The sequence below is a fragment of the Dethiosulfatarculus sandiegensis genome (assembly GCF_000931935.2).
GTDB classification, from domain to species: domain Bacteria; phylum Desulfobacterota; class Desulfarculia; order Desulfarculales; family Desulfarculaceae; genus Dethiosulfatarculus; species Dethiosulfatarculus sandiegensis.
Genome location: NZ_AZAC01000032.1, coordinates 63,704 through 77,943, shown reverse-complemented (window position 1 = coordinate 77,943; position 14,240 = coordinate 63,704). Strand labels below are relative to the sequence as shown.

General features: G+C 47.5%; 11 protein-coding genes. 4 read left to right on the top strand and 7 right to left on the bottom strand.

Annotated features, from left to right (window positions below):
• Positions 1 to 162: 162 nt before the first annotated feature.
• Together X474_RS17320 and X474_RS17315 are read right to left on the bottom strand one after the other, a co-directional pair.
• Positions 163 to 2,049, bottom strand: a complete 1,887-nt coding sequence (locus X474_RS17320) for a heavy metal translocating P-type ATPase (RefSeq protein WP_044350679.1) — start codon at positions 2,047 to 2,049, stop codon at positions 163 to 165.
• A 10-nt stretch (positions 2,050 to 2,059) separates the two neighbouring features.
• On the bottom strand, positions 2,060 to 2,335 hold the full coding sequence (locus X474_RS17315; protein WP_044350677.1) for a metal-sensitive transcriptional regulator: 276 nt from the start codon (positions 2,333 to 2,335) through the stop codon (positions 2,060 to 2,062).
• A gap of 183 nt (positions 2,336 to 2,518) precedes the next feature.
• Between X474_RS17315 and X474_RS17310 the strand changes: the two genes are divergently transcribed.
• A complete protein-coding gene (locus tag X474_RS17310; protein WP_044350675.1) occupies positions 2,519 to 4,162 on the top strand; it encodes a glycogen/starch synthase in 1,644 nt (547 codons plus the stop codon).
• Between the two features lie 142 nt (positions 4,163 to 4,304).
• Positions 4,305 to 6,047, top strand: a complete 1,743-nt coding sequence (locus tag X474_RS17305; RefSeq protein WP_052515350.1) for a methyl-accepting chemotaxis protein — start codon at positions 4,305 to 4,307, stop codon at positions 6,045 to 6,047.
• 321 nt (positions 6,048 to 6,368) lie between these two features.
• Here the strand turns inward: X474_RS17305 and X474_RS17300 are convergent, their stop codons facing one another.
• The 3 genes from X474_RS17300 to X474_RS17290 all read right to left on the bottom strand — a co-directional run bounded on the left by X474_RS17300 (position 6,369) and on the right by X474_RS17290 (position 9,502).
• Positions 6,369 to 7,409: a class I SAM-dependent methyltransferase gene (locus X474_RS17300; RefSeq protein ID WP_044350673.1), complete on the bottom strand. Its 1,041-nt coding sequence runs from the start codon at positions 7,407 to 7,409 to the stop codon at positions 6,369 to 6,371.
• Entirely contained in the window at positions 7,406 to 8,068 is a 663-nt protein-coding gene (locus X474_RS17295; protein ID WP_052515349.1) for a TetR/AcrR family transcriptional regulator, read from the bottom strand. The genes X474_RS17300 and X474_RS17295 overlap by 4 nt, the downstream gene beginning before the upstream one ends.
• 255 nt (positions 8,069 to 8,323) lie before the next feature.
• Positions 8,324 to 9,502 (bottom strand): M20 family metallopeptidase, encoded by a 1,179-nt coding sequence (locus X474_RS17290; protein ID WP_044350671.1) that lies wholly within the window; start codon positions 9,500 to 9,502, stop codon positions 8,324 to 8,326.
• A 175-nt stretch (positions 9,503 to 9,677) separates the two neighbouring features.
• On the opposite strand from X474_RS17290, the gene X474_RS17285 reads away from it, so the two are divergent.
• A complete protein-coding gene (locus X474_RS17285) occupies positions 9,678 to 10,040 on the top strand; it encodes a hypothetical protein (RefSeq protein ID WP_044350669.1) in 363 nt (120 codons plus the stop codon).
• A gap of 105 nt (positions 10,041 to 10,145) precedes the next feature.
• Here X474_RS17285 and X474_RS17280 read toward each other — a convergent pair whose 3' ends face one another.
• Together X474_RS17280 and X474_RS17275 are read right to left on the bottom strand one after the other, a co-directional pair.
• On the bottom strand, positions 10,146 to 10,607 hold the full coding sequence (locus X474_RS17280; RefSeq protein WP_044350667.1) for a RidA family protein: 462 nt from the start codon (positions 10,605 to 10,607) through the stop codon (positions 10,146 to 10,148).
• A 113-nt stretch (positions 10,608 to 10,720) separates the two neighbouring features.
• Positions 10,721 to 11,902: a pyridoxal-phosphate-dependent aminotransferase family protein gene (locus X474_RS17275; RefSeq protein ID WP_197282167.1), complete on the bottom strand. Its 1,182-nt coding sequence runs from the start codon at positions 11,900 to 11,902 to the stop codon at positions 10,721 to 10,723.
• A 933-nt stretch (positions 11,903 to 12,835) separates the two neighbouring features.
• Here X474_RS17275 and X474_RS17270 point away from each other — a divergent pair.
• A complete protein-coding gene (locus X474_RS17270; RefSeq protein ID WP_044350664.1) occupies positions 12,836 to 14,239 on the top strand; it encodes a hypothetical protein in 1,404 nt (467 codons plus the stop codon).
• The last annotated feature ends 1 nt before the right edge of the window (position 14,240 follow it).

The following is a 14,240-nucleotide window of genomic DNA, read 5'->3' as shown; positions in this document are numbered from 1 at the left end:
AAAGATTATTGACACTACCAGGCTTTCTTAAGACTAGTAATTCGAACCAGTTAGCAAAACTGCGTTTTTGCCAAGTGGCCTCTGACAAAGTCCAGGAGGACTTTGTCAGCAAGCTAATGAACCGCTCAATAATTTGAGCGGTTCATATTTGCACTAAATGGATCAGTTGTTTGCGGAGTACATGGCCAGGGAGGCGGAGGTGATTACAACCAGCAAAGAACCTATGTTATGCACTAAAGCTGCGGCTATGGGGGGTAAAACACCCCAACCGGAAGCCAGAACTGCCAGGGTGTTAAAAGCCAAGGCAAAAACAATATTCCATTTTATTATTTTCAGGGTGCGCCTGCTGAGCCCGATCAAAAAGGGCAAGCCGTCCAAGTTGTCATGAGTAAGTGCTATATCGGCCGTCTCCAGAGCGGCGTCTGTCCCGCAGGCGGCCATGGCTATTCCCAGGTCTGAACTGGCCAGGGCAGGGGCATCGTTGATGCCGTCGCCAACATACATCACCTTGACTCCTTGATCCTGTGTGTCTTTTATTGCCTTTAATTTTCCCTCGGGAGTCATGGCGCTAAAGGCTGTTTTAATATTCGCCTCCCGGCATATTCTATTGACCGATCTTTTTTGATCCCCGGAAACCACCGCTATTTGGTTGATGCCCATTTTTTCCAGAGACGCCACCAGTTTTTTCGCTTCGGGCCTGATCTGGTCGGATACCTTGAGCATGCCCACCGGTTGGCTGTCCTGGGAAACCAAAAGGCAGGTGGCTCCGTTATCTGCCGCTTTTTGCCAGCATTCCTGCATTGCAAGGGGCAGGGCGCCTATTCCCTGGGGAGTGACGCCTGTTATTTCAATTAAGGAACCGTCGATCGTGGCCCGGACTCCATGGCCGACCTGGGTCATGAAGCCCTCCGCCTTTTTAATCACAACCCGGGCGTAAAACGCGGCCTTTAGCACGGCTTTGGCCAGGGGATGGTTGGAATTTTTTTCCGTTCCCGCAGCCCAGGCCAAGAGCAGATTTTTGTTTATTCCGGGAGTGCAGACCACATCTTCCACCCTGGGTTCACCCTTGGTAAGGGTGCCGGTTTTGTCAAAGAATACAGCGGACACCCTGGCCGCATTCTCCAGGTGTTGACCGCCCTTAATAAGTATGCCCTCCTTGGCCGCCCTGCCCAGGGCGGCCACCGTGGCGGTGGGAGCGGCCAGAATAAGAGCGCAGGGGCAACCCACAATCAGGACCGAAACCGCCCGGTCCAGGGAGCCGGTAGCCCACCAGGTTATTCCCGCGGCTGTCAGGATAACCGGTGTGAACCAAGTAGCATAGCGGTCGGCCAGGCGAGCTGCCCTGGGCTTGTGCTCTTCTGCCCGGGTTACAAGCTCAATCAACCTGGCCAGTGTTGTATCGCCTCCGGTCCGTTTAACTATCACTTCTATGACCCCGTTATGGTTCAGGGTTCCGGCCATAACGGAATCGCCTTGTTTTTTGGGGACCGGCATGGCTTCGCCTGTCATGGAGGATTCATCCACCATGGTGAGCCCTTCTTTAATCTCTCCGTCAGCGGCTATGCGGTCACCGGGCCGCAATATCATGGTCTGCCCCGGCTTGAGGTCTTCTGCACTGATGGTTTTTTCCCGGCCGTTTTCCCTTACCACTGCGGTGGGGGGAGTAATTTTCATCAGGGATTTAATGCTGTTGCGGGCTGATTCGCTGGTAGCCTCCTCCAGGAGGCCGCCCATGGTCATAATAAAGGCGACCACTGCGGCGGTAAGGAATTCGCCTTGCCAAAGGCTCGCGATAATGGCCAGGCTGACCAGTTCGTCCACATTTATGCGGCCTTTCAAAAGCCCTTTAAGCGCGCCCAGGATTATCGGCAGGCCGCAAAGGGAAACCGAGACCAGGGCCGGAATTATAAGCAACCATTTTTGCTCAATGCCGAACCAGGGCAGGGCGTAGGAGACAAAAGCCAAAAGGCCTGCGAGCAGGGCAACCTGGAAATCCTTTTTCTGAAACAATTCTTTTTTGAGGCCTGGCTGGGCAAATCGTCCTATCATCTTGAACACCTCATGAACTGAATTTGTTAAAGATGTCTAACACTTGCCCTATGAGATCATCTTCATGGTCATGGGTCTCAATGGCAGTGGAGACACAACCTTTGATGTGATCTTCCAAGATGACCATGCCCAATGAGCGCACTGCCCCTTTGACCGCGGCCACCTGTTTCAGCACATCCATACAGTCCTGGTCCTGTTCAACCATTTTTTTGAGCCCGCGAATCTGACCTTCGATCCGGTTTATCCGCATGATTAATTTCTGGTGATCATCACCGCACAGCGCCATGAGTTCCTCCTTACTTATACTGGGTATGAGTATATACATATGGGGGGTATATGCAAGGGCATAATTCCGGCCAGGGTGGGGCACTGAAAAAGCTTGCTTTTAAAGGGGGTAAGTGGAACCATCGGACCGTGTTTAATGTGTATGGCATGTTTTTCGAGTTGGATAAGTCAAAAGGAGAATGGCATGGAGCCAAAAACCCGTCTGTATATTCTCTCCTACGAAACTCCTTATACTCCCTGCGCAGGCATTGCCGCGGTGATGAAGCACCTGCCACGAGCCTTGGCTAAAGCTTCCGAAAAACCGGTGACTGTGTTGAGCCCCTTTCACCACCGGGTGATCAAGATAAAAGATTTTAATCGGCTTGTTGAATTTTCATACCCTTACAGCCCACAGAACCTGGAAAAAAAGGCCACGGCGCACCTTTACGAAGCCTCAGGTGTTGAATGGTTTTTTCTTAAGCCGGAGGGCGGGGAGTACTTCAGGGGCAGCCCCCATCCCTATGCCTTGGCCCAAAAAGACCTGGTCAGGGATTCTTTGCTTTTTGGCCGCATGGCGCTTTCCTTTTTAGATAAGATTCGGCCTCATGAAAAACAGCTTGTAATGCTTAAAGACTGGCAAACAATTTCCACCTGTCTTTCCAACCGGTCATCCAGGCAGGGCAGGCGTTTTTTTCTGGTCCTGCACAATACCTATGACGCCTCGGCCGATAATTCAGATCTGCGTGAGGCGGGTTACGACCCTTCCGGCCTTTCGGGGGTGAGTCTTTTGGACCAGGGCCTCTCCAAGGTGGCGCATCCTGTCTTTACGGTCTCTGACGGTTTTGCGGCGGATATCAAAGGCGATCCCCTGCAATGTAAGGTTATGGCGCCCCATTTGACCAAGGCCCTGCAAGACAGATTAGTTGGGGTGAACAACGGTCCCTTTGCCAGTCTTTCCATAGGCGGGGACCTGCTTAAAGAAATGCGGCAGAATCAATTCCAAGGCTTGGAAGCATGGAAACAAAAATACCGGTCTGAGTTTATCAAGGCTGTAAACGAACACCAGCCCGACCTTGAGTATCCAGTTTGGGGTGAGCCAAAGGTGTTTTTCAGTCACACCAAAGGGCTACCCTGGCTGGTGATGGCAGGCAGGGCTGATTTTAATCAAAAAGGCTATGATCTGGCCGCCTGGGCGGTGGAAAGGTTTTTGCGGAAAAAAGGTGAGGCCGGATTTGTATTCTTGCCCATGCCGGGTGGTCAGGGATTTGAAGAGCTGATGTTTCTCACAAAATTAGCCTATGAACATCCTGAGAACGTGCTGGTTTTACCCTTCCGGATGGAGAGGGGATATCCCCAGATAATTCAGGCTTGTCATTTTGGCTTGATGCCTTCCTTTTATGAGCCTTTTGGTATGGCCAATGAGTTTTATCAAAATGGTTGTGTCGGTTTGGCTCGGGCCACCGGCGGCCTGGTTGACCAGATTCTGGACCCGGGGTTTGATTTCAGGATCTGCCCCTGGCTTAAGCCTAAGAACTCAGTCAATCACACAACCGGTATTTTATTCAGGGAAGATGTTTCTTTTAAGGGGATTCATGGCCTATGGGGAGATGTCTTTGCTAAAAACGGTTTGGATAAGATTCAATACAGAAGACAAAATCCTCTTTACGCAAACATGGCCGGAGCCATGGAACAGGCTTTTTTCAGGGCAGTGAATCTGTGCGTCAAAAGGCCTCTGGATTACTATAATATGCTTTTACAAGGCATTGATTACATAAGTGATAATCTTTCCTGGATCAGGGCTGCGCATGGCTACTGGAAAAATATGAAAGAACATGACCGAAATGAATAATACGACTTAATTGCCGCTTTGCGGAAAAGGCAAAGGAAGGTTTTTAAATTAATGCACTAGTGAGACTTTTTTTTGACCTTTGCCTGTATATTGTGTTCAAATATTAAGTACCACGTTTTTAAATTAATATTTGAGGGAACTTATGCGTCGCGGAATAAATTTATCGGTTCGTTCTAAAATAATGGTGTTGGCCTTGGGTGCAGCCTTGCTCATGGCCCTTACCTATGTCTGGGTGATTCCCACCATAGAAAAACAAATTTTCAAAGAGAAACAGGAAAAGACTAGAAACCTGGTTGAGGTTGCAGTCAGCATTGTTTCCCACTATGCGGAAGAGGCCAAGAGCGGCCGCATGCCCCAAAAAGAGGCCCAGGCAGAGGCAGCTGCGGATATCGGCGCCATACGCTATATGGGGGATAATTATTTCTGGGTTACCGATCTGGATGCGGTTATTTTGATGCATCCGATAAATAAGGATTTGCAAGGCAAAAGCATGGCAGACGCCACCGATGCCAATGGCAAAAGGTTTTTTTGGGAGATGGCCCGGGTCGGTAAATCAAAAGGCGCGGGGTTTGTTGACTATTATTACGCCAAGCCGGGTGAGCAGAACCCCCAGCCCAAATTGAGTTACGTAAAACTGGTCCCGGAATGGGGTTGGCTGGTTGGCACCGGTATTTATGTTGATGATGTGAAAAAACAAGTAGCCGCGATAACCTACACTATTTTAGCTGTGGTGCTTGGCATATTTGTGCTTACAATCCTGGCCAGTGTATTTATGAGCAAGACCATCACCGCTCCTTTGCTGAGGGCCTTGGTTTTAGTCAAGGATATTGCAGAAGGGGATGGGGATCTCAGGGCCAGACTTGAGGTGACCACCAAGGACGAAGTCGGTAAACTCTGCCGTGAGTTCAACCGTTTTGTACAAAAGTTGCATGACCTGATCGCAGGCGCCAAGGAGTCCACCTCCATAGTGCGCCGCTCAACCGATGAAATAAGTCTGGGTAATCAGAATTTAAGCGAGCGCATCCAGCAGCAGGCTTCTTCCATAGAAGAAACAGCAAGCGCCATGGAAGAGATGAGTTCCGCGGTTAACCAGGAAGCGGAACACGCCAACCAGGCCAATGCTCTGGCTCAAAAGACAGCCGACATGGCGGAAAAAGGCGGCCAGGTGGTTAAGACCACCATAACGGCAATGGAAGAGGTGAACACCGCCAGCCATAAGATTAACGAGATTACCACTGTCGTGAATGAGATTGCCTTCCAGACTAATTTGCTGGCCCTGAATGCAGCCGTAGAGGCGGCCAGAGCAGGTGAGGCGGGAAGGGGCTTTGCCGTGGTGGCCGGGGAGGTGCGCAATCTTGCCGGACGCAGCGCCAAGGCGGCCAAGGAGATTCAGGAATTGATTACGGACAGCGTGGGCAAGGTGGAACAGGGCAACAACCTGGTCAAGCAAAGTGGTGAACTGCTTAATGAAATTATTCAAAACGTAAAATCAGTGGCAGAGACTACCGGGGAGATAACCGCTTCCATAAAGGAACAGGCTCAGGGTATAGGCGAAGTAAACAAGGCGGTTTCTTTGATGGATGAGGCCGTACAGAGCAATGCGGCCATGGTTGAAGAGGTGGCCAGCGCTTCCGAGGAGATGGCTGCCGCGGCTGAAGAGCTGTCCGCCCAGATGGGGCGCTTCAGGGTCGATGAGTCCATTGCCCGGGATAGGCCTCTTAAGAAAAACGCCAAAACAGCCGCCAACCGTCCAGCGTCAAAACCGGTGAACAGGACCGGAGGCGCCCGTCCGTCCGCTAAGGCTTCCCAATCCAAGCCTGCGAATGCCAAGGGAGATGATGATCTTTTTGGTGATATAGATATGGATGGGTTTGAGGAATTTTAAGCTAAAAGGTAAAAAGTCCGAATGACGGCCCGCTGAATCGTATTTTTTCTAAGGCGCGTAATTCTAGCCAGTTGGCAAAATTACATTTTTGCCAACTGGCATCTGGCAAAGTCCAGGAGGGGCTTTGGCAGATTTTTTTTGGCTTTTTCAAAAAAAGAGTGTTTTGTTTGTGGTATTTTGCCGTCCTTGTCAAGGCCGTTTGAGTATTTATAGGTTACCGGGTTTCAAGAACACCTGCAAAATGCCTTTACCACGGGAAACCAAAGTCAAAACAAAAGGTTGGGCATGCTCAGGCATTCAAATTACTCGCTTCGTTAGCTCTCAAATATGGTTTGCGTCTGATTTTGAAAAGTTAAGGGCGTGAATGCCTACAAACGAGCTGCCCGGCATTAGTTTTCTCACCTTAACCTCCTTAAAGCCGCTCTCAAGGAGTTGATCCCTTAACTCCGATGAATGAGGCAATGGTGTTACACCTTTAAGAGATGCGTTGGCCATGTTGAGGTTTGCCGCCGCAGAATCGGAATCTTTACCCTGCATATTCATCACTATGGCAAGGCCACCCTCAGGTAAGAGTCTGGATCCGAGTGCGCTGAAGAAATACACTCGGCTCTCTACGGGTATGTAGTAGACAAGATTCATTAGTGTGATTAAATTAACCGGTTCGATATTAGAAAGCAGAGAAAGAATGTCACCTTCCATGATTTCAAATTTACTCTCTAAATCCCAATTCTTGATGTTTTGTCTGGCTTGATTTGCAACTTCCTTATCAATATCAATACCTACGCCGCTTGCATTTGGAATGAGGCCTGCAATTGTTTTTAAAAGGAGACCTGAGCCACATCCAATATCCAGAACTCGTAAATTATCTTGACCGTCAATAATTTCAGAAAGAAAACTTTTCATCACCGGGTCTGTCAGTTTTGAGAATCTTGCGATTATTTCTCCTGCACTTTCAAGGTCGTCACCCAATGGGGCTCCGCGCATTCTTTCCGCTGCGTATCGATAAGAATTATTGTAATATGTTACATTAGCTTGAACTACAGCGGCGATAATGTCATTTTGTTCCCCTGTCAAAGCTAAGGACCTTTTCCCTTTAATGCTGTAATATCCATTTTGGTATTGCAATTCCTTAATTGATACACCAACCTTCAGTAATGCATCGAGAATATCCGGACTTTTCACCTCAAGTTTTTCTAATAAGCCGTTTCTTGAACAAGGTTCTTTTAAGGCTTCCAACAGACCGGATTCAAATGCGGAATAAAGAAAATGCAGCCTCAACATTCCCTTCCAGTCCATCATTATCGGTAAAAGGCCGGGTATCTTGGCTGTTTTGAAGAAAGAAAGCAGATATTTAAGCTTCATGTGTTTGCTCCTTGAGTATTTTTATGCGGCCCAATACCCTCAACTAACTGATTAACCAGAGATTGCAGCACATCGGTCATTTTGCCTTGGTCAAATTCCTTTTCGCTAAGCCCTTCAAAAAGTACATTCAGGTAATGTGAAAAAAAAGCTCGGGCACAAAGCATGGTATCTGCTTCCGGGCGAATTTCATTTGTTTGGATCGCCTCCTCGAATATTTTGTTTAATAAGGATAAGAATTGATGGGCCTGCGCAAATAACTCTCCGCCCCATTCACCTTTTACAAACCACATTTCCTTTAAATAAGTTCGAGATAAATCAGGCTTTTTTGCATAATACGAGTAAAAATATCCTGCTATATGAATCAATTTGTCACACACGGTAACATCGTCAGACAATGTTTCTGTTGCCTTTTTAAGGGTAGAGGATAGGTCATCGAGGAGGGCTGCAATGAGAAGTGATTGTTTGTTAGGGAAATGACTGAATACAGTACCGATTCCAACCCCGGCATCTTTTGCGATCGCTCGGGTCGAGGTTTTATCAAAGCCTGATTTATTGAATAGATTGCGGGCGCTGTCAAGAATTAACATCCGGGTCTTTTCTTTTTGAGTGCTTCTTCTGCTTCCGGCAGAGGCCTTGATTAATGAATTATTTTTTGGCATTGCAACTCCCAAGTCAAACTTTAGTGAGCATGCTCAATTAATGAGCGTGCTCACTTTACTAAACCTGCATTGTCTATGCAAGGAGAAACGCGTCCGGTAAAAACCCGCACTCGATCAAAGAATGGGTTTTATATGGCATAAGGAAGCCCCCCAAATGCCAAGCATTTGAGAGGCCCGGGGAGCATGGCGGGTCAAAATCAGGGTAAGCGTTATGGGCCTATTGGCCGCAGCCGCTTGATTCAAACTTATGGCTTTTCAGACAAGATCAATGCCCTTTTGCCGTCTTTGCCAACATTCCCAAAGCGAAAGGGCCAGAAGCGCTGCCCTTTGCGGCAGGCTTTTCTTGACCATGAATTCCCGATCACTGTGGAAGCCGCCGCCCATGGGCCCCATACCGTCGATCACCGGCACCCGGTGCAGGGCCAGCGTGTTGGCATCGGAACAGTCGGGGCGGTGACCCTGTCCCACCTCCTGACCCAGGAGCTTGCCCTGATCGGAAACCAGTCTATACAAGGCCTCATTCAGCTTGTTCGGCTCCATGGGCGCTATACGGGTGAGGTTTTCAATGGCGGTTTTAGCTCCGGGAATAATATTTTCCGCCAGGAGTTGTTCCAGCCTGGCCATAAAGGCAACTCCATCCTGATCTGAGGCCATGCGCACATCCACCACTGCCCGGGCGGATTCCGCCACCACATTGGGACCAACACCGCCTTTTATCTGACCCACATTCACGGTTAATCCGGGACAGAAATCGTGCAGCTCGTAAAGGCTGCTTACCTGGTGCACCAGTTCGTGTATGGCGCTGGCGCAATCCGGCCCGGTGTAGGCGGCATGTCCGCTTTTCCCTTTACAGACCAGCTCAAAGCTGAGTCTTCCGTTTCGGCTGGTTATCACCTGCCCCTGGGGACAGGCCGCCTCCAGTACAAAGGCCGCAAAGGCTTTCTCTGCCTGGCGTTTGATAATGGGAAGGGAATTGGGAGAGCCCACTTCTTCATCCGGATTCAAAAGAAAGATAAGGGGCATGTCCTTTAAAAGGTCCAGATGCTCCAGGGCGGCAAGGGCAAAGATTCCGGAGACCAGGCCGCCTTTCATGTCCACCACGCCGGGCCCATAGGCCTTTTCTGTGTCTTCGGTATAGCCCGTGAACTCAGTATCTGGCGGGAAAGCGGTGTCCATGTGCCCAATAAGCAGGATGCTTTTTCCCGAACCCGCCTTTTGAGTGCTTGCTATGACCAGGTCACCGCTTTTCAGGTTGGGGTGAATGGTGCTTGAAAGCCCCAGGCCTCCCAAACGCTCACTCATCAGGTTGGCGACTTTGTCCACGCCCTTTTTGTTTTGACTGCCGCTTTGAACAAGGACCAGCTCCTCAAGGGCTCCATAGATGGCGTCATTACTATCTGTTATGTATTGCTGAATTTTTTCGTAGATATGCATAAAAGAGCTTCCCTTAGCCTTATATTCCATATAACTAGAATGGTAGATGGAGATTATAGCAATTAAGGGTTGCCTTACGCAGCACAAATATTAGTTGTTTTAAATACTTTTTAGCTGATAGGTTTACGGGGAAAGTAAGTTTGGGAATAATTAAAACCTGTTATTGGAAAAGAACATGAAGAATTTAAGTGCGGCGCTTATTCTGTTTATTTTTTTGGTGCAAGCGGCCTGGGCCGCGCCGGAAATCCCCAAAGCCTTTGACCAGTTGGTGCCGGTTTACCCGGGGGTTGTGGTTGTGGATGCCTCCACGGAACCGGGCTTGAGTAAGGCGGTGTTGGAGACAAAAGATGATTTAAAGGCGGTTGAGGTCTTTTTCCACAAGGCGTTATTGCATGACAACTGGCAGGTTTTGACTGAATTTGACCTGGAGCCAGGCAAGGTGATTTCCTATAAAAAGGAAAACCACGTGCTGGGACTCACCGTTCGCCCTGTTCCCGGGAATAAAACGGGAATTGCAATTATTCTGCGAACAGACTGACGGGAACCGTATGGAGAAAAGCGGCCCACGCGGCCAAACCAGAGCGCCTGGTCGCGTGGGCCGCTTAAAGCCAATCAAAAGGTCCGCCAAGGTTTTTGAGAAGTATCAGGTTTTTATCTTGGCGATAAGTTCGATCTCCACCGGGCAGTTTCCCGGCAGGCTGGTCATGCCCACGGCTGATCGGGCGTGACGGCCCGCCTGGCCAAACAACTCCACCAAAAGATCCGATGCGCCGTTGATCACCCTGGGGTGTTCAAAAAAACCCGGCGGGCAGTTAACCATGCCCAGGACCTTTACCACCCTTTTTAACCGCTCCAAGTCCCCCAACTCCTGTTTGATCCTGGCCAAAAGGCAAAGGGCCGTGTGGCGGGCCGCTTCATAGCCCTGTTCTATGGTCAAGTCCAGGCCCACCTGGCCCTGGAAGATAAGCCTGCCGTCTTTGATGCACGAGGCTCCCGAGGTGTAGAGCCAATCGTCTTCCACCACCACAGGCAGGTAGTTGCCCATGGGGCTCCCCGGATCAGGGAGCTCAAGCCCCATTGAACTAAACTTTTCTTCTATGGTCATGACGGTTAATCCCTTCGCACTCTTTGATCAGATGCAGTCCCCCTGGATGATTTGCTGCGTGAGGAGCCTTTTTAAGCAAGGCTCTTCGCGACAGGCCAAGGACGGGTTCACACTCATTGGTCATAGATATTATTCATTGCTCCAAGGGCACCCGGCTTTATTTTTACTCCCTGCTGTTCAAGAATGCTCTTGAGCGCAGTAATAAACAGGGTTAGATTGCGCCGGTTTGCGGAAGAGCCCATAAGCCCCACCCGCCAAACCTTGCCAGCCAGGTCACCAAGGCCTCCGCCTATCTCGATGCCGTATTGATTCAACAGGGCTTTTCTCACTCCCAGGTCATCCGCGCCTTGGGGGATGTAGACGGTGTTCAGCATGGGCAGTCTTTCGTTCTCCGGCACCACCATGGAAAGCCCCATGCCCTCCATGGCCGCCACCAGGGCCTTGTGGTGCAGCCTGTGACGCTCAAAGCGGGTCTCCAGACCTTCTGTGCAGATATCCCTCAGGGCCTGGTGCAGGGCAAAAATCATGTTGATGGGGGCTGTGTGGTGGTATTTACGCTCCGCTCCCCAATAGGAGCCGAGCATGGTTAAATCCAGGTACCAGCTTACAACCTTTTGTTTACGCCTGTTAAGCTTATCAAGGGCCCGGCTGCTTAAGGTGACCGGGGAAAGCCCGGGCGGGCAGGAAAGGCATTTCTGGGTGCCGGAATAGGCGGCATCCACTTTATTTGCGTCTATGCCAACCGGCATGCCGCCCAGGGAGGTGACGCAATCCACCACAAAAAGCGCTCCCACCTCTCCGGCCGCTTGAGAGAGGTCGGACAAGGACGAGACCGCGCCGGTGGAGGTCTCGGCATGAACCACACATATCAGGTCCGGACCGGCCTTTTTGGCCTTCTTGAGAACCGTCTCCGGGGCCACAGCCCTGCCCCAGGGGAAATCAAGCCTGATCAGCTCTCCCCCCAGTCTTTCCACAATATCCGCCATGCGGGCGCCAAATACACCGTTAACGCAGACCATGACCTTGTCGCCGGGTTCAATGAGATTAACCAGGCAGGTTTCCATACCCGCGCTGCCCGTGCCTGAGATAGGCATGGTGAGAGCGTGTTCTGTCTCAAAAAGATAGCGCAGCATGGTCTGGGTTTCATCCATTTTGGTCAGAAAATAGGGGTCCAGGTGCCCTATGCAGGGGGCTGCCATGGCCCTTAAGACCTTGGGCGATACGTCGCTGGGCCCGGGGCCCATAAGAACCCGAAGGCCGGGATCAACTTCTGTAAAGTTCGGGGCTTGGCTCATTTGGGGCATAACTCCTTTGGCCGGGGACGTATAATGGTGGCCTTTAAGCTTCTGCTGATTTTAACTGTTGGTTTTAAATAAAAAGAGCAAGTAAAACTTCGGGCCAACTACGACTTCCGACTAAACCTTACTATTTCACTAAACACCCATGCAAGGTTTTAATATCCTGACTTTGCGCATCCCCAAACCAGCACAGCGATGAGTCCTGTATAGACGGCTAAACCCTTAAGAAGAATTTTGACCTGGGTCTTGGTTGCCTTGCCTTGGAAGAGCTCAAGCCAACATACATCTTCATTTTTGTAATTATTATTAGATATTAGCAGCGTATGGAGAGCGGCAAGGTACCATTGCGTATAATATTATAAAGAACATTGCTCAGGCTCTTGACTGTAATCACGAAGGACTATTTATGGTCAATCTTGCTGAGAATCAGAGAAAATAGGGAAGATTCAAGCGCATCTTGTTGAGTATAAAAAAGTAGGGTAGTTCTGACCTTTTGAAAAAGGTGTTTAAGATTATTTGGGAGGTTTTGAATGAAATACAGTATTTCAATGTTGTATATCTGGTTTAAATTACACTATTTTTAAGATCTTTAGATTTTACATTTTATTTATTGCAATATGTCCCATATTTTTATATGATTTCTAAAAAATAAATTTTATGATAGGTATTTATACATGGTTAATATTTCAAAAAGCTGTTGGTAAGGATATTATTAAAATTTTATGACTAGCGATTTGATGATTTGGGTTAATCGGTGTGGATTTTAGTTAATAAGAAAGCGATTGTATTTCTACATTAGCGGTGCATATGTTTTAAAATAATTGTCGAGGTTGGCAGTAAACGTAGTTTGAAGTATCAGTGCAACTAGAAAATTGGATGGTCATTCTCTAATGAAAAATATAAATGTAATCAACTACCTGAGATGTTCTTATGAGTAAGCAAATGCAAAATACTTCATCAATGAAGCCGAATAGGAAAAGTAGGAATTCCCAAGAAATTTCATCTAGTTTAAGCGATGATACTCCAAAAAAACGTGAGGTGTTTTTATTTTTTGGAGCGGGTGCCTCTGCGGCGGGCGGTTATAAGACTTTCTTGACTTTTCCCTATATGTTTTGGCGATCACCTGATAGTGATGGAGAATTACAAACAAACCAAAAAACATATAAATTGTTAGAACAGATAAGAGATCAGCTCCAAAGAAAAAATAAAGCATTAACGTTAGACCAATATTTGGAAATGCTGGATAACTACAAAAGAACATTACGCAATATGTTTTCTGATAACCAACTGCGTGAAGTGATTAATCAATCAAGATTATCATTCAGTAAAGCACAAAACTTAAACAATACTATTGAAAGATTGAGAACTAATATTTGCAGCTTAACAGCTTATCATTACATGGCACCACCTAACGAAATTGATTATTTAAAGCGGCTAAGAACCTTTGTCAATAGCTTGTTCATTAATGATAAATCAACACATGTGTATATATTTACAACAAACTATGATCTCGTTCCTGAATATGCGTTTAGCGATAATTTAGATTTACAACAGTATGCTAACAAATATTGGCAGTCTGCTAATTTGAATGAGGGAAATGTTTGGGATAATGGGTGTTTTAAATCAAAAAATGAATTATATAAATTCTATAATGGCTTCTCAAATTTTCGGAATGCAAAATTAGGAATTAAAACACCTTGTAAAGATATTTTTGTCGATGAGTCGATTGCAGGAGAACGAATATATTGGGACAGTAAATCTTATAAGCAAGGTATGGAGTCGAATGAAAATGCGCTTTTTATAATGCGTCTTCATGGATGTGTAGCATGGATTTACAATGATTCAAAGGCGATTCAACCTGGGAAAGATAATAAAGTTTGTTTTAACTTGTCAAATCCCGTAAACATAAAAAGACACTTTGAGCGTTTATGTGTCTTCTATCCTGGTAAGGAAACCCCTATCGGAAAACAACCACATGCTTTATCGTTTCAGATAATGAGTGACCTGGCACTCAAATTAAGAACAATAACATTTGTTGGATATGCATTTAGGGATATAGATGTTGTGAGCGTAATTATGAATTCACTTAGGGATAGTCTTAGCATAGATAAAGCCTTAAAGAAAGAAATAATATTAGTAAATCCAGCAATGACTGTAGACGATTTTTATAATAGCCTAGCTATAATTCAAAACTCAATTGCAACACCAATGTATAAAGGTGATAGTGATCTGTTTGATTCCGTTAGGACAAAATCACTGAATATGTATTTCCTAAATACTGATGCTAGTACGGGCACTTTAATCGGTAAAATAAAACAAACAATAGGAGAATGAT

What these genes read in the sequence shown, in the direction of transcription:
- X474_RS17320 (WP_044350679.1), bottom strand. Translation starts at nt 2,049, where the DNA reads ATGATAGGACGATTTGCCCAGCCAGGCCTCAAAAAAGAATTGTTTCAG.
- X474_RS17285 (WP_044350669.1), top strand. Translation starts at nt 9,678, where the DNA reads ATGAAGAATTTAAGTGCGGCGCTTATTCTGTTTATTTTTTTGGTGCAA.
- X474_RS17300 (WP_044350673.1), bottom strand. Translation starts at nt 7,409, where the DNA reads ATGAAGCTTAAATATCTGCTTTCTTTCTTCAAAACAGCCAAGATACCC.
- X474_RS17290 (WP_044350671.1), bottom strand. Translation starts at nt 9,502, where the DNA reads ATGCATATCTACGAAAAAATTCAGCAATACATAACAGATAGTAATGAC.
- X474_RS17280 (WP_044350667.1), bottom strand. Translation starts at nt 10,607, where the DNA reads ATGACCATAGAAGAAAAGTTTAGTTCAATGGGGCTTGAGCTCCCTGAT.
- X474_RS17305 (WP_052515350.1), top strand. Translation starts at nt 4,305, where the DNA reads ATGCGTCGCGGAATAAATTTATCGGTTCGTTCTAAAATAATGGTGTTG.
- X474_RS17295 (WP_052515349.1), bottom strand. Translation starts at nt 8,068, where the DNA reads ATGCCAAAAAATAATTCATTAATCAAGGCCTCTGCCGGAAGCAGAAGA.
- X474_RS17310 (WP_044350675.1), top strand. Translation starts at nt 2,519, where the DNA reads ATGGAGCCAAAAACCCGTCTGTATATTCTCTCCTACGAAACTCCTTAT.
- X474_RS17315 (WP_044350677.1), bottom strand. Translation starts at nt 2,335, where the DNA reads ATGGCGCTGTGCGGTGATGATCACCAGAAATTAATCATGCGGATAAAC.
- X474_RS17275 (WP_197282167.1), bottom strand. Translation starts at nt 11,902, where the DNA reads ATGAGCCAAGCCCCGAACTTTACAGAAGTTGATCCCGGCCTTCGGGTT.
- X474_RS17270 (WP_044350664.1), top strand. Translation starts at nt 12,836, where the DNA reads ATGAGTAAGCAAATGCAAAATACTTCATCAATGAAGCCGAATAGGAAA.